Annotated in this window: 13 protein-coding genes; 5 read left to right on the top strand and 8 right to left on the bottom strand. The window is 75.6% G+C overall.

Translation table 11 applies throughout. From position 1 onward, the window contains the following. Positions 1–19: 19 nt before the first annotated feature. From AB0J21_RS01425 to AB0J21_RS01445, 5 genes are read right to left on the bottom strand one after another with little or no spacing between them, the layout of a single operon-like run. Positions 20–718: a methyltransferase domain-containing protein gene (locus AB0J21_RS01425; RefSeq protein ID WP_363143694.1), complete on the bottom strand. Its 699-nt coding sequence runs from the start codon at positions 716–718 to the stop codon at positions 20–22. Continuing rightward, a complete protein-coding gene (locus AB0J21_RS01430) occupies positions 702–1,796 on the bottom strand; it encodes a pyridoxal-phosphate dependent enzyme (RefSeq protein ID WP_363143695.1) in 1,095 nt (364 codons plus the stop codon). The genes AB0J21_RS01425 and AB0J21_RS01430 overlap by 17 nt, the downstream gene beginning before the upstream one ends. Beyond that, positions 1,793–2,758, bottom strand: a complete 966-nt coding sequence (locus AB0J21_RS01435; RefSeq protein WP_363143696.1) for an SUMF1/EgtB/PvdO family nonheme iron enzyme — start codon at positions 2,756–2,758, stop codon at positions 1,793–1,795. The genes AB0J21_RS01430 and AB0J21_RS01435 overlap by 4 nt, the downstream gene beginning before the upstream one ends. Beyond that, complete coding sequence (gene ribA, locus AB0J21_RS01440) at positions 2,755–3,387, bottom strand: GTP cyclohydrolase II RibA (RefSeq protein WP_363143697.1); 633 nt, start codon at positions 3,385–3,387, stop codon at positions 2,755–2,757. Before ribA ends, AB0J21_RS01435 begins: the two co-directional genes overlap by 4 nt. Beyond that, the gene (locus AB0J21_RS01445; RefSeq protein WP_363143698.1) at positions 3,384–5,315 is read right to left on the bottom strand and encodes a repetative protein; all 1,932 of its coding nucleotides are present in this window, start codon (positions 5,313–5,315) and stop codon (positions 3,384–3,386) included. The genes ribA and AB0J21_RS01445 overlap by 4 nt, the downstream gene beginning before the upstream one ends. 306 nt (positions 5,316–5,621) lie before the next feature. Between AB0J21_RS01445 and AB0J21_RS01450 the strand changes: the two genes are divergently transcribed. The 4 genes from AB0J21_RS01450 to AB0J21_RS01465 all read left to right on the top strand — a co-directional run bounded on the left by AB0J21_RS01450 (position 5,622) and on the right by AB0J21_RS01465 (position 12,182). Then, positions 5,622–9,008, top strand: coding sequence for an ATP-grasp domain-containing protein (locus tag AB0J21_RS01450; RefSeq protein ID WP_363143699.1), 3,387 nt, complete (start codon positions 5,622–5,624; stop codon positions 9,006–9,008). Then, positions 9,005–9,544: an NAD(P)H-dependent oxidoreductase gene (locus AB0J21_RS01455; protein WP_363143700.1), complete on the top strand. Its 540-nt coding sequence runs from the start codon at positions 9,005–9,007 to the stop codon at positions 9,542–9,544. Before AB0J21_RS01450 ends, AB0J21_RS01455 begins: the two co-directional genes overlap by 4 nt. 93 nt (positions 9,545–9,637) lie before the next feature. After that, positions 9,638–10,933 carry an ATP-grasp domain-containing protein gene (locus tag AB0J21_RS01460; protein ID WP_363143701.1) on the top strand — a complete coding sequence of 432 codons (1,296 nt, stop codon included), beginning with the start codon at positions 9,638–9,640 and terminating at the stop codon, positions 10,931–10,933. Continuing rightward, positions 10,926–12,182 carry an MFS transporter gene (locus AB0J21_RS01465; RefSeq protein ID WP_363143702.1) on the top strand — a complete coding sequence of 419 codons (1,257 nt, stop codon included), beginning with the start codon at positions 10,926–10,928 and terminating at the stop codon, positions 12,180–12,182. The genes AB0J21_RS01460 and AB0J21_RS01465 overlap by 8 nt, the downstream gene beginning before the upstream one ends. Positions 12,183–12,308: 126 nt before the next feature. On the opposite strand, the gene AB0J21_RS01470 is transcribed toward AB0J21_RS01465, so the two are convergent. From AB0J21_RS01470 to AB0J21_RS01480, 3 genes are all read right to left on the bottom strand, one after another. Then, positions 12,309–12,878 carry a disulfide bond formation protein DsbA gene (locus AB0J21_RS01470; RefSeq protein WP_363144070.1) on the bottom strand — a complete coding sequence of 190 codons (570 nt, stop codon included), beginning with the start codon at positions 12,876–12,878 and terminating at the stop codon, positions 12,309–12,311. Positions 12,879–12,927: 49 nt separating this feature from the next. Continuing rightward, the gene (locus AB0J21_RS01475; RefSeq protein WP_363143703.1) at positions 12,928–13,305 is read right to left on the bottom strand and encodes a hypothetical protein; all 378 of its coding nucleotides are present in this window, start codon (positions 13,303–13,305) and stop codon (positions 12,928–12,930) included. 143 nt (positions 13,306–13,448) lie between these two features. Beyond that, complete coding sequence (locus AB0J21_RS01480) at positions 13,449–14,054, bottom strand: GNAT family N-acetyltransferase (protein ID WP_363143704.1); 606 nt, start codon at positions 14,052–14,054, stop codon at positions 13,449–13,451. A 175-nt stretch (positions 14,055–14,229) separates the two neighbouring features. Here AB0J21_RS01480 and AB0J21_RS01485 point away from each other — a divergent pair, with 175 nt between their 5' ends. Beyond that, on the top strand, positions 14,230–15,207 hold the full coding sequence (locus AB0J21_RS01485; protein WP_363143705.1) for an NADPH:quinone reductase: 978 nt from the start codon (positions 14,230–14,232) through the stop codon (positions 15,205–15,207). The last annotated feature ends 79 nt before the right edge of the window (positions 15,208–15,286 follow it).

A 15,286-nucleotide genomic window follows, 5' to 3' on the forward strand; every position in this document is an offset into this window, starting at 1 on the left:
CTTCACGGGTGACGGCGTCTCATCCGTCGGTCTTGCGGAAGGAGAGCGCCAGGTAGGAGAGCCGGTGGCCGCGGTACTCGAAGTCCCGGTCGATCACCAGGCGCTCGCGGCGGACGAGTCCGGCCCCGGCGTACAGATCGGTGACGGCGTGTTCGGTGAGCCACCAGTTCAGCCGGCCGTCCTCCAGCGGGAGGTCGGTGATCGCGCCGTCCGGGCTGAGGAACACGCTGACGACGAGGACGCCGCCGGGGCGCAGCAGCCGCGCTCCGTGGGCCGCCCAGGCGGGCCAGTCGGCGCGGCGCTGGTGGTGCAGGCAGCCGTTGTCGACCAGGAGGTCGACCGGGGCGCCCTCGGCCCCGGTGGCGCCGTACTCCAGGAAGTCGGTGAGCCGCACCCGGGCGCTGCCGCGGGCGGGCGGCGGGGCGTCCCACACGTCGACCAGGTCGAGCCCCGTGGCCTCGGCGTCGAGCCGCTCGGCCAGCGCGACGGTCTGGTGTCCTCGCCCGCAGCCGACGTCCAGGAGACGGCGGCGCGCTCCGGGTCCCGCCGCCGAGGCCTGCTCGCACACGAAGGCGGTGACCCGGTCGTTGGTGCCGGCCCCGGTCCAGGAGTCGCGTCCCCCGGCGTACCAGGTGCGGAAGGAGTCGGCGACCACGCTCCGGTAGGCGGTGTAGTCCGGGGTGGTGTCAGGGATGGTGGTGTCAGTGGTCGGCGGCATCGGCCCACTCCTCCGTGGTTCCGCGGCCCGCGGCGACGGCCACGGCGTGGCGGCCGCGCGGGCCCTCGTCGAGAGCGCGGGAGGCGGTCAGCCAGGCGCCGGCGGCGCTGCTGGAGACCGCGACCCGCTGGGTGCGGCGCAGCAGCCGCATCGCGTCCAGGGCCTGCGGGTAGGTCACGTCGGCGAAGGCGAAGTCGGCCTCGTAGGGGACGAGCAGCGGTTGCCGCAGGCCGTGGCCGAGGCCGCCGGTGCCGTTCATCCGGGGGGCGCCGGTGGGTGCCCCGGGGTCGCCGTAGGGGGCCTCGGCCGGGAAGACGGCGTACGCCGCGCAGTCGGGCCGGCGCAGGCGCAGGGCCTGGGCGACGCCGACGAGGGTGCCGGCGGAGCCGACCGACGCGGCGAACACGTCCGGCCGTACGTGTTCGCGGGCGAGGCGGGTGGTGATCTCCGCGCCGGTGCGCTCGCGGTGGACGGCGACGGCCTCGGGGGCGCAGTGCTGGAGCAGCAGGTACCGGTCCTCGTCCTCGGCGATCCGGGCGGCCTCGTCCATCGCGCCGAGGAAGCCGGTGCCCTCGCGGCCCCGGGTGACGCGGGCTCCGTCGTGGCGCAGTGCGGCCACGAGCCGGTCGGGCGCGCCGTGCGGGACGGCGAGGTGCAGGTCGAGCCCGAGGGTCGCGCACAGGTGCGCGAGGGCGACGGCGAGGGAGCCGCCCGAGTACTCCACGAGCCGGACGCGCGCGGTGCCGGCCCGCGCCACCGCGGCGCAGAGCAGGGCGTAGGCGGTACGGGCCTTGACGGTGCCGGTGAGGTTGGCGGCCTCGGCCTTGAGCCACACCGTGCCGCGTCCGGCGCGGCTGGGCACCGGCACGAGCGGGGTGTCCCCGAGGGCCGGCCGCAGCGCGGCGAGGCCGGGCAGCAGGTCGTGGGCGGTCCGTTCCAGCGGGGCGAACGGCGCGTCGACGGCCTCGCGTGCGGGCCGGCGGTCCGCCATCGCCCGTTCGATGTGCGGCAGCAGGTGGGCGGAGGGGGCCGTGTCGTCGGCCGGCGCCGGGGCGAGGCCGGCGGGCGAGGGCGTCATGACGGACGCTCGCTGGTGGCGAGGCGCAGACCCACGGGGTAGAGCGGTCCGGGGAAGGGGCCGTGGCGGCGGCGGGTGCGGGTGAGGTCGCCGAAGCGGGCGAAGCTGCCGCCGCGGGCGACGCGGTAGCCGCCCATCGTCTGGGTGAGGTGGTCGTCCACGGCGACGCCGCCCGGGTAGGGGGCGTAGTCGTCGGCGGTGAACTCCTCGACGTTGCCGCCCATGTCGTGGACGCCGAACGGGGACCGCCCGCCGGGGAAGGCGCCCACCGGGGTGGTGGTGTGCACGCCCGACTCCCGGGTGTTGGCGGCGTCCGGGTCGAAGCCGCCCGCCCACGGATAGGGGCGGCCTTCCGGGCCCTTGGCGGCGTACTCCCACTCCGCCTCGGTGGGCAGCCGCCAGGGGTGCCCGGTGCGGTCGCCGAGCCAGCGCGCGTAGTGGTCGGCGTGCTCGGCGCGGACACCGGCGACGGGGTGGTTGGAGCGGTCCCACGGATAGGCGCCGAGGTACCAGGTGCTCGGCCGGGCGTCGAGGCCGGTGTCGGCGAGGAAGTCGCGCCACTCCCCGTTGGTGACCGGGTAGCGGGCGATCCAGAAGTCCTCGACGCGCACGGGGTGTTCGGGTGTCTCCTTGACGATCCAGGACTCCTCCACACCCTTGTCGGCCCAGTACCGGGTGACCTGGGCGACCTCCTCGGCGGGCAGGCCGACGGGGAGCGTGGCGCCGGGGACGAAGCAGGTGGCGGGCACGGTCGTCAGGCGCGGGTCGCCGAGCAGGGCCAGCATGACCCCGGCGGCGAGCCGTTCGGCCAGGGGCAGCGCCGGGTCCTCGACCGCGGCGGCCAGCCGGTGCCGGTCGGCGGTCGCGGGCCGCGGCCCCGGTGCCGGATGTACCCGGGCGGGGTCGGTGAGTTCCGCCTGTTCCCTGAAGTGCGGGGAGCGGGCGACGTCGTCGAGGTTCATGCGGTCGTCTCCCTCTGCAGAGTCAGGGTGTGGCCGCTGCCCGCTTTGGCGGCCAGATAACGGGCGTTGTGCTCGGTCAGGTGGACGCCGGTGGGCACGACGGCGTCGACCTGGATGCCGAGGTCACGCAACTGGGCGACCTTGTCGGGGTTGTTGGTGAGCAGCCGGATGCGGGTGAGGCCGAGGGCGCGGAGCATCGCGGCGGCGGCCCGGTAGTCGCGCTCGTCCTCGCCGCGGCCGATGATCCGGTTGGCCCGGAAGGTGTCGATGTCCTGGTCCTGGAGGACGTAGGTGTCGAGCTTGTTGAACAGCCCGATGCCGCGCCCCTCCTGGCGGAGGTAGAGCAGGACCCCGCCCTGTTCGGCCATGGCGGCGAGCGCCTCGTCGAGCTGGGGCCCGCAGTCGCAGCGGGCGGAGCCGAACACGTCGCCGGTCATGCACTCGCTGTGCAGCCGTACCAGGGGCACGGTCTGCGGGGCGTACGGCAGGACGCAGGCGAGGTGTTCGAGGGCGTCGGGCAGGTCGTGGAAGGTGACGAGCTGAGCGGTGCGGCCGGCCGCCCGGTCGAGGGTGACGGGGACGCGGGCACGGACGGAGGCGGTGCGCTGCGGTGCGGCGAGGGTGTTCATGCGGCTCTGCTTTCCGTCGTGGCGGCGGCCGGGGCGGCGGCCGTGAGGGCGGCGGGCGTGAGGGCGGCGGGCGTGTTGTCCGCCGAGGGGGCCGCCGTCAGGTCGGCCAGGTGCCAGGAGCGCCGCACGACGGGCCGGCCGGCCGCGTCGAGGCCGACCTGGAGGAGGCGGCCGTCCCAGCCGGCGACGGCGACCGTGCCGTCGGCGAGGCCGGCCATGCAGGACAGGCCCTGGTCGAACTCGGCGAGCAGCCGGCCCGAGGCGAGGGTGGCGGCGGAGTCGTCCCAGTCGACCTGCCAGGCGTAGAGGCCGAAGTCGTAGGAACCGGCCAGGACGACGGGGCCTTCGGCGCTGCCCAGCAGGGCCACGCATTTGACGGACTCGTCGGGGCCGAGGAGGGTCTGCACGTCCTCGGCGTGCCAGGTACCGTCGGGCAGGCGGGTGAGCCGGCCGGCCTTGACCGTATGGTCGCGCGAGGCGCTGGCGGCGGCCCCGGTGCCGAGCGCGGCGACGGCGTTGACGAGGTTGCCGTGCTCCCACAGCGTGTCGCGGGCGCGCGTCCCGCCGGCCCGTACGGTGCGGTCGGTGGCGGCCGACAGGAAGCCTCCGGTGACGGTGGAGAGCGACTTCACGGAACCGTCGTGGGCGGCGATCCGCTCCCGCTCCTCCAGGGTGCGCGGGTCGAGGACGAGGAACTCGCCGTTGTACGTACCGGCGACGAGGGCGCCGTCGTGGACGGTGAGGGAGGGCACGGGGGCGCCGAGGGACGCGCTGGTGGTCACCGTGCGGCCGTCGTGGCGCAGCACCTGACCGGAGTACGTCCCGGCGTAGAGGGTGTCGCCGTCGCTCGCCAGGGACAGGATCGGTCCGTCGGTCAGGGCGACCGGGGGGCGGACGGGCGCGGCGCCCGAGCCGTCCGTGGCTCCGGGGACGGCGACGACGAGGCCGGAGTCGGTGCCGACGAGGAGTTCGCCGCGGTGCTCGACCAGCGCGTTGGGGCCGTGGGTGGCGTGCTCGGGGGCGGCGACGGGCCGGGCGGTGGTCAGGTCGTACAGGTGGGGGCCGTTCCAGAAGCTGCCCGCGGCGACGAGGCCGTGGGCGACGGAGACCGAGCGGGGCCACACGCGGCGGTCCTCGACGCGGTGCAGGCGGGTGCCGGCCAGGTCGAACCAGTGCAGGGCGCCGTCGTAGGCGCCGACGACGAAGGAGGAGTCGTCCTCGGCCCAGGCCACCGCGCGCGCCGCGGAGGTGGACACGGGGACGGTGCGGACGATGTCGAGGCCGGCGGTGAGCAGGTCGACGGCTCCGTCGTCCCGGGCGACGGCGAGGAGCCGGCCGGAGTGCGACCAGGCGCAGCCCTCGATGGAGGAGTCGTAGCGCCGGGTGGCGGGCGCTGTCGTGCCGTCGGGGTCGGTGACGGCGACCAGCCCGTCCTCGCCGACGGTGGCGACGAGGCCGTGGGCGCCGACCGACACCATCATGCAGTGCGCCTCGTGCGCGCCGATCTCGGCGAGGAAGGTGCCGTCGACGGCCGACCACAGGGTGGCGCGGCCGTCCTCGGAGACGCAGATCAGCCGTTCGCCGTCGGGCAGCCAGGCCACGGAGTTGATGTCGTCGGTGTGCCGGGCGAGCACGGTGTGCAGGTGGCTGCGGCCCTTCTCGGTCACCCGCCAGATCGCCACCGTCTTGTCGGCGGACGCGGTGGCCAGCACCTCGGGGTCGGCCGGGTTCCAGGCGGAGGCGTTGACCAGGCGGCGGTGGCGCAGCCGGGCGAGCGGCAGGGGACGGGCCGGGTCGCCGGTGTCCCAGACGATCACCGTGCCGTCGTACGAACAGCTGGCCAGACGCTTTCCGTCGGGCCTGAATCCCACGTGGGTGAGGGGAGCTGAATGGCCTGGGCCCCAGGCCGGGAGGTCGATGGTTCGCACGCCGTCTCGTCCTTTTCTCGTGCCGGTGAAGTCCGCTTCTCGCGCCGACGAGGTCCGCGGACTTCCCGCGGTCTCCTGTCAGTGCGCCGAAATTAGGCGGGCGGCGCGCCCGGAGGCGAGCGGACGACAGCAATCTGGCAACTCGTGGAATTACTCGCCACGGGGTTGACGGCGGCGGAAGAAGCTCCCCGACTCCCCTGCCCGGTGGGCTACTTGACCCATTTCGCCAAGGTTCCTTGAGGTGTCCGGCCGCCGGGCGGACGCTGACGCGGACGACAGACCGACCGGGCCGGGGAGCTGAACGACGTGCACATAGTTCTGGTGGAGACCACGTCCGTCCGCGGATTCGACATGGTCGCCGAGATGGCGGACTCGGGGATCGAGGTGAGCTTCGTGACCGGGAACCTGGACGCCTATCGGGGAAAGCCCGGCTTCGAGCTGTCCTCGCGGGCCGCGCGCGTCGTCGAGGTGGATTCCCCGGGCGCCGGGCACCTCGCCGAGCGGCTGCGCGGCAGGCTCGGCCCCCGCCGGCCCGACGGGGTGATCGGCCGCGACGAGGTGTACCCCTTCGCCGTCGCCGAACTCGCCCGCGACCTGGGGCTGCCCCACGAGTCGGTGGCGGCGGCCCGCATTCTGGGCGACAAGGGCGCCGTACGCGCCCGCCTGAGCGAACACGGGGTCGGCTCGCTGCGCTGGCGGGTGGCCACCACCGAGGCCGAGGGGCTGGCGGCGGTGGCGGAGATCGGGCTGCCCGTCGTGGTGAAGCCCACGGCGGGCGGCTGGTCGGTCGGGGTCACCGTCGCCTGGACCCACGAGCAGGCGGCGCACGCGCTGTCGCAGCTGCTGCGCGGTCCGGCCGGGCGTGACGCGGCGCCGCCGCGCGCGCTGGTCGAGGAGTACGCGGTGGGCCGGCACGTCAGCGCGGAGCTGCTCGTGCAGGGCGAACGCGTGGTGCTGCTGGGCTTCGCGGAGCGGCTCGCGGCGCCGCCCGGTCAGGCCGCCGAGCTGGGCGGCCACTTCCCGGCCCGCCTCGACCAGGAGGGCGCGGCCCGCGCCTTCGTCCTGGACACCGTACGCGCCCTCGGCCTGCGCGCCTCGGCCGTCCACGCCGAGCTGCTGCTGACCCCGGCGGGGCCCGAGCTGATCGAGGTGAACGGGCGGGTCGCCGGGCATGTGGTGACGCGTCAGATGTCGCTGGCGCTGGGGCGTTCCCTCACCCGGGACCTGGTGGACCTCGCGCTCGGGCGCGAGGTGGAGGAGGCCGCGCCGCCCGAGACGGTCGTCGCGCTGCACCAGCTCCACAGCCCCGTGCCCGCGGTGGTGCGCGGCGTGAAACCGGCCGAGGTGCTCGGCCCGGACGTGATCGAGTCCCGCCTCACCGTCGGGGCCGGTGACCGGGTGCGGGCGCTGCGCACCAATCACGACCGGTTCGGCTACGTGCTGGCGCGTGGTGCCACGGGAGCGGACGCCGCGCGTACCGCCGCGGCGGCGGCCGGGCGGCTGCTCTCCTCCCTGGAACTGGAACCCGAGCCCGAGCCCGAGCCGCGTGCCGTGCCGGCCCCGGCCGACTCCCCCGGCGGCGAGCACCTGCTCGTGCTGCTCGGCGCGGGAGATCCGGTGGAGCGGCTGCTGACGGGCGTGGGCGCGGTGACCTCACGGGTCAGCGTGGTGTGGACCTCAGGCCCTGACGGTGAGGCCGGGGCGCGGGAGCTGTGGGCGCGGCACTGCCTCGGACAGTGGCACGGCGCCACCGGCGGACCCGGGGTCCGGGCCGCCGCCCGCCTCGTGCACGCCACCGATCCGGTGCGTGGTGTCCTGACCTTCTCCCCGGCCTCCTTCACCCGGCGACTGCACGAGGACGGTACGGATCCGGCCGAGACCGAGGCCGTACCCGCGGCGCCCGGGCACACGGTCGTGGTGACGGTCCGGCGCGGCGAAGTGCGGGCGCTCGCGGTACTCGACGAGGAGGCCGGCGCCCGGCTGTGCCCCTCGGCACTGGACGGTGAGCACGGTGCGCGCCTGGCCGAGCGGGCCGGGCGGGCGGTGCGCGAGTCCGGGGCCGAGGGTGTGGTGCGCTGCTTCTTCCCCTCCGGCGCGCAGCGCACCGCCGCTCCCGTGCTGCTGCCGGGTCTCGACACGGCGACCGTCGACCTGTACGACGCCGTGCACACCCGCGGCCTCGTCGCGGCGACCGCCGAGGCCGCGCTTGGCCGCACGCCGCGCGGCAGGGCCCGCCCCGTGGTCGCCGTGCAGCGCGCGCTGCCGCTGCCCGGCGGTCCGCTGCGCGTGGTGGAGGCCACCGGCGCGGCCGAACTGGCCTCCCGGCCCGAGGTGTTCCGGGCGCAGGTGTTCGCGAGCGCCGGGGACGTCGTCGACGGCTTCGGGCCGGAGGGGTGGCTGCGCTGCACGGTGGTCGCCGCCGACCGGTCGGGGGCGCGGGCCGCCGCCGACCGGCTGACGGACTCGCTCGTACTGCGCACCGCGCCCCGGGACCGCACCCACGTTCTGCTGCTCGACCGGCTCGGCTCCGCCGTCTGGACCCTCCCGGACGGCCCCTCCCCCGTGCTGCCCGCCGACCGCTTCCGGCTGAGCGTGCTGACCTCGGCCGAGGACGCGTCCGGCCCCGCCGACCTCGCCGTGCGCACCGACGTGTACGACGACTTCGCGGTGGAGCGGCTGGCCCGGGCCGTCCACGCGGCGCACCCCGTGCACCGTGTGGCCGCCCTGTCGGAGCGGCTGCTGGAGCCCGCCGCACGCCTGCGGCGCGCGCTGAACACCACCGGCGAGGGCCCCGAGGAGGTGCGGCGTTTCCTCGACAAGGCCGTGATGAAGCGCCTCGCCCGCCGCGCGGGTGTCCGCCACGCCGCCGGGCTCCTCGCGCAGAGCGCCGACGACGTGACGACGGCCTTCCGCCGCCACGGCAGGATCGTCGTCAAACCGCGGGCCGCCTCCGGCTCCCAGGGGGTGGCCGTCCTGTCCGCACGGCAGGACGTGGAGCGCTGGCTGCGTGCGGAGTTCGTCCCCGGCGCGTGGCTGTGCGAGGAGTTCGTCGACGCCCCGATGTGCCACATCGACGCCGTCGTGCACGAGGGCGAACCGGTGTGGAACGTCTCGGCCTACGTCCGCGACACCATGGCCCTGCGGCGCGGCCGGCCGCTGTCCTCGGCGACCGTGGCCGACCCCGTGGTGCGCGCGGCGGCCGGGCGGCTGCTGGGGCGGGTCGTGGACGCCTGGCGGGTGCGCTCCGGGGTGCTGCACCTGGAGGCCTTCCTCACCGAGGGGGAGCTGACGTTCTGCGAGGTGGCGGCGCGTCCCGGCGGCGGCGGGATCGTCGACGCGTTCCGGGCCACCGACGGCGTGGACCTGCGGCACGCGAAGATCCTGGCCGACGCGGGCGAGAACCCCCTCGCGGGCCGTCGCGAGCCCGTCGCCGCGTACTCCGGGTGGACCGTCCACTACTGCGCGGGCGGACGGCTCCTCGACTACGACGACTCGTCGGTCGCGCCGCTCGCCCACGCCCGCACGGTCCGGGCCCGCGTCGGTGACCTCGTCCCCGCGTCGACGTTCTCGGGTACGGGGATCAGCACGCATGTCTTCGCCCACGACGCGCCCGGCGCGGTGGCGGCGCTGGTGGACCGCGCCGAGCGCGAGGTGCGGATCGTGACGGGCCCGGCGGACGGGGCGGAGCGGTGAGGGTTCTCGGCTTTCTCGGCAGCGCGGGCAAGGACTCGGTGACCCGGGAGATCCTGCTGCGGGCCGGTGAGCGCCTCGGCGGCCTGGGAGCGCGCTTCGAACTGGTCGACCTGGCGGTGGAGTTTCCCGAGCCGCACCGGCTCCAGGAGTACGAGGACCCGCCGCCCGGCAGCCAGACGGCGCTGCTGCGCGCCCTCGCCGCGCGCGCCGACGCGGCGGTACTGGCCACCCCCGTCTACCACGGCTCCTACAGCGCGCTGCTGAAGAACGCCCTGGACCACCTCAAGGGCGACGCGCTGGCCGGGCGCCCGGTCGGGCTGATCGCGGCGGGCGGGGGCCCGCGCGGGGCGGGCACGGCCTGCGACCAGTTGCGCACCGTGGTGCGGGCACTGGGCGGATGGGCCGCGCCCACCCACGTCGCCACCACCGCGGCGGACCTGGTGCCCGGCCCGGCCCTGGACTTCCTCGACCGGCGGCTGGCCGGTCTGGCCGCCGAACTGATGTCCTTCCCCGTCCGCTCGCGGGGCGCGCCGTGACCCGCCCCCGTCGGGGTGCTGCGGCCCGCCCGGTCGCGCCCTCGCCGGCTCCCCCGTCCCGCTCTTTCGTCCTCCTTCCGGAAAGGTCCTCCCATGGGCTCCTCCCACCTGCTGCTTCTCGCCGGGATCGGCGGCCACGCCCCCGACGAGGCCCTTGCCTCACTGTCCACACTGACCGACACGGTCAGCGTCGTCCACGTCTCCGCCTGGCGGCCCGCGGATCCGCTGCGGGCGGCGTGGGAACAGAGGGGCCTGCGTGGCGAGTTCTTGGAGGCCGCCGACCTGCGGGACGCCGTCGAGGTCGTGGCGGCTCTGCACGAGCGGCTGCCGCTGGACGGCGTGGTGACCTACTCCGAGCTGCTGCTGCGCCCGCAGGCGGAGATCACTGCCCGGCTGGGACTGCCGGGCAACACGCCCGAGGCGGTGGCCGTCGCCCAGTCCAAGGCGCGCCAGCGTCTGGTCTTCGCCGAACACGGCGTCCCCTCCCCCGGGTTCGAGGTGATCACCAGCGAGCGGGACCTTCCGGCGGCCGCGGCCCGGGTGGGGCTGCCGGGGGTGTTCAAGCCCTCGCTGGGCGCGGGCAGCCAGAGCGTCCGGCTGGTGTCGACGTACGCCGAACTGATCCGCGCCTTCACGGCGGCGCGTGCCGAGAAGACCCCCTTCCTCCAGTACGACGAGGCGTATCTGCTGGAGGAGCGGATGGAGCTGGAGGCGGACGGCGACAGCGGATACGCCTCCTACTGCAGCGTGGAGTCGCTGCTGGTGTCCGGGACGGCGTACCACCTGGCGCTCTCCGACCGGCTCCCCCTGGAACACGGATACGCCGAGGAGGGCGCGGCCCTGCCCAGCCGGCTGGACCCCGCGAGGGCGGCGGCCGTGACCGAGGCCGCCGACCGGGCGATCCGGGCGATCGGGCTGAGTTCGGGCGCGGTGCACACCGAGGTGGCGCTGACCGCGGACGGGCCGAAGATCATCGAGGTCAACGCGCGGGCGGGCGGCCCGATGCCGGTCATGTTCAAGGCCGCCGCCGGGTACGACTACGCCGCCCAGATCGGCCGCGCCGCGCTCGGGCTGCACCCGGCCGGGCCGCCGGAGTTCACCGGTGTCGCCCTGCTGCGCTTCCTGCCGATCCCGCAGGGCGTGTGGCGGGTGGCCGGGCAGACGCCCGTCGAGCAGGTGCTGCGCGCCTTCCCCGAACTCGTCTACGTCTCACCGAGGTTCGCGCCGGGGCAGCGGGTGAGCCGGCAGGGCACCCTGCACCTGGCCAGTTTCCTCGTGCGGGCCCCTGACGCCGACACGGCCCGTGCGGTCGCCCGGCGGGTCGAACGGGCGCTGGACATCCGGCTGGTGCCGGGCTTCGACGCGCCGACAGGAGCGGACCGTGACTGACACCGCCGCCCCGCCCGCGGCGCCGGTGACCGGACCGGGCCGCCGGTTCTACGCGGTCGGGCTGTCCGACGCGGTCGGGCTCGGCATGTACCTCTCGCTGTCGGTGCTCTTCCTCGACCAGGCGGCCGGGCTCTCCAACCACCAGGTCGGCGTCGTGCTCGGCACCTCGGGGGTCACCTCGCTGCTGGGCGTGATGCCCATCGCCCGGGCCGCCGAGCGGTTCGGTGTCCGCACCGTGCTCACCGTGCTGTTCGCGATCCGCTGCGCCGCCTTCCTGGGGCTGTCGGCGGTCGGCTCCTTCGGGCAGGCGCTGCTCGCCGCGGCGGTGGCCGGGTTGCTCAGCCGGGGCATCGGCCCACTGATCGAGTCGGGGCTGATCAGCCGGGTGCCGGACGGACAGGCCGTGGGCGCCCTGGCCCGGATGCGGACCCTGCGCAACGCCGGGATGGCGGCCGGTGCCGTGCCCTCGGGCGCCGCCATCGCGGGCGGCGAGGGGTGGGCGTACCGCTCGGTGCTGCTGGCGTCGGCGGTGCTGTTCCTGTGCTGCGCGGTGATCTGCCGCGGTTTCCCCGCCGACGCGGTGGCACCGGCGGGAAAGGCGCGCCCCCGGCGGGCCGGCATCCTGCGCAACCGGCCCTTCCTCTTCCTCACCGCCCTGTACGGGGCGTTCACGCTGTCGGCGCTGCTGCTGGGGATCGGGATGCCGCTGTGGATCGTGCAGCGCACGCAGGCACCGGCGTGGAGCGTGACGGTGGTCCAGTTGCTGAACACGGTGCTGGTGGTGGCGCTCCAAGTGCGTCTGAGCCGGGGGACGGAGCGGCTGCCCCGGGCGCGGACACTGATGTTCCGCGGCGGTCTGCTGGCCGCTCTGGGCGCGGCGGTCGTTCCGCTGACCGCGCTGGGCGGCGGGGGGCCGGACCTGGTGGTCGTGGTCGCGGCGGCGGTACTGCTGTCGCTGGGCGAACTGCTGATCGTCGCCGGGTGCACGGGGGCGGCGCTGCTGCACATCCCGAAGGGACAGGAGACCGGCCATCTCGCGGCCTTCAACATGGGGTTCGCGGTGACGACGGTGGTGGGCCCCTCCCTCATCGGCGCGGGCGTGGACCGGGCCTGGGCGGGCTGGACGGGCTGGGCGCTGTTCTTCGCCGCCCTCGGCCTGATCGCCCTGCGCGTCCCGGCCCCGCGAACACCGGAGCGGCGGCTCGGACCGGAGGAGTCACCGACGGCCTCGGCGGCGGTCGCGGGCTGAGCGGGGCGGCCGGGCGTCGGCGCCGGCCCTGAGCGCGTACCCCGGTTGTGGAGGCCGGGGCACGTGAAGTGGCCCGCGCCGTCCGGTACGGGGTCGGGACGGCGCGGGCCGGGCGGGAACACGAGATCAGTCGAAGACCGGGCCCTGCGTACGGCTCCGTTTGAGCTCGTGGAAGCCCGGCGTGGCTGCGAGGAGCAGCAGCCCGTCCCACAGCCTCGTGGCCGCCTCGCCCCTGGGGGCCGGGGTGACGACGGGGCCGAAGAAGGCGGTCCGGGTGCCCTCCGGCCCCGGCAGCGCGATCACCGGGGTACCGACCTCCTCGCCGACGAGGTCGATGGCCTCCCGGTGGCCGGCGCGCACCGCGTGGTCCCAGGTGTCGTGACCGGTCTCGTCGAGCAGGTCCGCGGGCAGCCCCGTCTCCGCGAGCGCCCCCGTGAGGGCCTCGTGTCCCGGTCCGAGTCCCTGGCGGTGGATGCGGGTGCCCAGCGCGGTGTAGAGCGGTCCGACGACGTCCTCGCCGTATTTGTGCCGCGCGGCGACGACCAGCCGTACCGGCGCCCATCCCTCGGTGAGCAGACGCCGGTAGCGCTCGGGCAGGTCCGCGCGGCCCTCGTTCAGCACCGCCAGGCTCATGACGTGCCAGCGGATGTCCAGGGGGCGGGTCTCGGACACCTCCAGCAGCCAGCGGGACGTCATCCACGCCCACGGGCAGACGGGGTCGAACCACAGGTCGACGGTGGTGCGTTCAGCTGCGGACACGAGCGTCGGGTCCTTCCTCCGCGAGACGTTCGAGCAGGGCGCGGGCGGTGTCCCCGGCCGGACCGGCTGCGGACTCGGGGTCCTGCGCCACGGCGAGCAGTTGCGTGAACAGCCGTGCCAGACGGCCCTCACCGGCCTGGGTCAGGGCGACGTGTCCCTCCCAGGCCACGGCGCGGACGCGGTCCGCGGTCAGTTCGCCGTCCCCCGCCGCCCCGACGAGCAGGAGCCGGGCGAGCCGGCGTTCGAGGGGGCCGGGGCGCCAGGTGCCGGCGGCGAGGTCCCGCGCCAGGGTGTCCGTGAGCGCGGCGAGGCCCTCGGCGGCCGGGGTCCGAAGCCGGGAGGGGGCGGTGTGCGTGTCGGTCATCAGAGGTCGTTTCCTCTTCCTTGTCGTCGTGTCCGGACCGCGCGGGCGCGGCGAGACGGGCGACGCGTGGTGGGTCGTTCCCCAAGATCGACGCGACGGGTCGACGGCCGGTCAAGGCTCGACCAAGGCGGCCCGGCCGAAGCTCACTCCCCCGTGACGCCCCCGCTGACGTCCAAGGCGAAGTGCAGCGCCGCGATGCCCATGCGGCGGGCGTGGTAGAAGCGGTGCGCGGCGTGGTTGGTGACGCCGGAGTCGAGTTCCACGCGGTCGCAGTGCGCGGCCCGGGCCCGTTCGGTGAGATGGGCGAGCAGCAGGGCGCCGACCCCGCCGGAGCGGCGAGCGGGGTCGGTGACCAGGTCGTCGACGAAGAGGATCCGGCCGCGGCTGGTGGCCAGGACGCGGTGGGTGGCCACGGCCAGGCAGTGACCGTGTTCGTCGTGGACGGCGGTGAACACCAGGCCCTGCGCGTGCGCCTCGGCGGCGAACCGGTCGAACCCGGCGTCGGTCAGCGCGGGCCGCAGTGCGCGGATCAGCGGCCGCACCTGGGCGGACATGCGGCGGTCGCCGGGCGGTACGTCGGTCGTCGCGAGGCCGGCGGACCCGGTCGGTGCGTGCGGGGGCGCGGCCGGCCCGGTCCCGGCGAGCGACGGGCCGGCGGGCGCGGTCTCGTGGTGCTCGGTGGCGGCGGCGTGCGTCGTCTCGGTCCGCGCGGCGTGCGTCGTCGTGGCCTCGGTGGGCGAGTGGGACATGGACGGCAGCGTATGTCGGCCCGCCCGTACGCGAGACCCGAGGTGACATACCTGTGGCTCGGGGAGACGTACGAGACAGCCGAGTTGACCCATGACCGGGCCGACCTGACGTATCGAGGCCCGCGTTCGCCGCCGGTCCGGCCGTACGGCCGGGCAGGTGCCAGACTCGCTGACCATGCGTGCCGCCTACATCACCCAGCTCGGCTCCCCCGACCTCATACGGCACGGGGAGCTGCCGCCACCCGAGCCCGGCCCGCACGACGTGCTGGTCGACATCGAGGTGAGCGCCGTCAACCATGTCGACACCTTCGTGCGTTCGGGCGCCTGGCGCACCCCCGTGGAGTTCCCCTTCGTCATCGGCCGCGACCTGGTCGGGACGGTGGCCGCGGCCGGCGTGGCCGCCACCGGTTTCCGTGTCGGTGACCGGGTCTGGTGCAACAGCCTCGGTCACGACGGCCGGCAGGGAGCCGCCGCCGAGCAGGCGGTCGTCCCCGTGGACCGGCTCTACCACCTGCCCGACGGTGTCGCCCCGGTCGACGCGGTGGCGCTGGCCCACCCCGCCGCGACCGCGCACCTGGCGTTGTTCACGCACGGCTGTCTGCGGGCGGGCGAGACCGTCGCCGTGCTCGGCGCGGCCGGCAACGTGGGCAGCGCCCTGGTGGTGATGGCCTCCCGGGCCGGCGCCCGGGTGATCGCCGTCGCCTCCGGCCGCGACGCCCAGTACGTCCGGGGCCTCGGCGCCGACCACGTCGTGGACTACCGCTCGAAGGACGTCGCCGGACAGATCCGCGCGGCCGCCCCGCAGGGCGTGGACGTCCATGTGGACACCGCCGGGCGCAACGACCTGGAGACCGCGGTGGACCTGCTGGCCGGCCGGGGACGGCTCGTGGTGCTGGCCGGTCTGCGCACCCGCCCGGTGCTGCCCGTCGGCGCGCTGTACCTGCGGGACCGTTCGGTGCGCGGGTTCGCGATCTCGCACGCCGACACCGCGCAGCTCGCGGACGCGGCACGGGGCGTCAACGGACTGCTGGCGGCGGGCCGGTTGCGCCCGCGCGCCACCGAGGTGCTGCCGCTGAGCGAGGCGGGCGAGGCGCACCGCAGGCTGGAGGAGGGCAAGGTGAGCGGCAAACTGGTGCTGCGCGTGCGCGACTGAGCACGACCGCCTTCCCGTCACCGCGGCCGAACGCCCCCGGCCGTCGCCTCCGTTCACCGCCTGCGCTCTCCGCCTCCGT

Source organism: Streptomyces sp. NPDC049954 (assembly GCF_040656295.1).
Taxonomy (GTDB): Bacteria; Actinomycetota; Actinomycetes; order Streptomycetales; family Streptomycetaceae; genus Streptomyces.

Coding starts and splice junctions, on each gene's coding strand:
- AB0J21_RS01425 (WP_363143694.1), bottom strand. CDS start 718: ATGCCGCCGACCACTGACACCACCATCCCTGACACCACCCCGGACTAC.
- AB0J21_RS01430 (WP_363143695.1), bottom strand. CDS start 1,796: ATGACGCCCTCGCCCGCCGGCCTCGCCCCGGCGCCGGCCGACGACACG.
- AB0J21_RS01435 (WP_363143696.1), bottom strand. CDS start 2,758: ATGAACCTCGACGACGTCGCCCGCTCCCCGCACTTCAGGGAACAGGCG.
- ribA (WP_363143697.1), bottom strand. CDS start 3,387: ATGAACACCCTCGCCGCACCGCAGCGCACCGCCTCCGTCCGTGCCCGC.
- AB0J21_RS01460 (WP_363143701.1), top strand. CDS start 9,638: ATGGGCTCCTCCCACCTGCTGCTTCTCGCCGGGATCGGCGGCCACGCC.
- AB0J21_RS01470 (WP_363144070.1), bottom strand. CDS start 12,878: ATGACGTCCCGCTGGCTGCTGGAGGTGTCCGAGACCCGCCCCCTGGAC.
- AB0J21_RS01475 (WP_363143703.1), bottom strand. CDS start 13,305: ATGACCGACACGCACACCGCCCCCTCCCGGCTTCGGACCCCGGCCGCC.
- AB0J21_RS01480 (WP_363143704.1), bottom strand. CDS start 14,054: ATGTCCCACTCGCCCACCGAGGCCACGACGACGCACGCCGCGCGGACC.
- AB0J21_RS01485 (WP_363143705.1), top strand. CDS start 14,230: ATGCGTGCCGCCTACATCACCCAGCTCGGCTCCCCCGACCTCATACGG.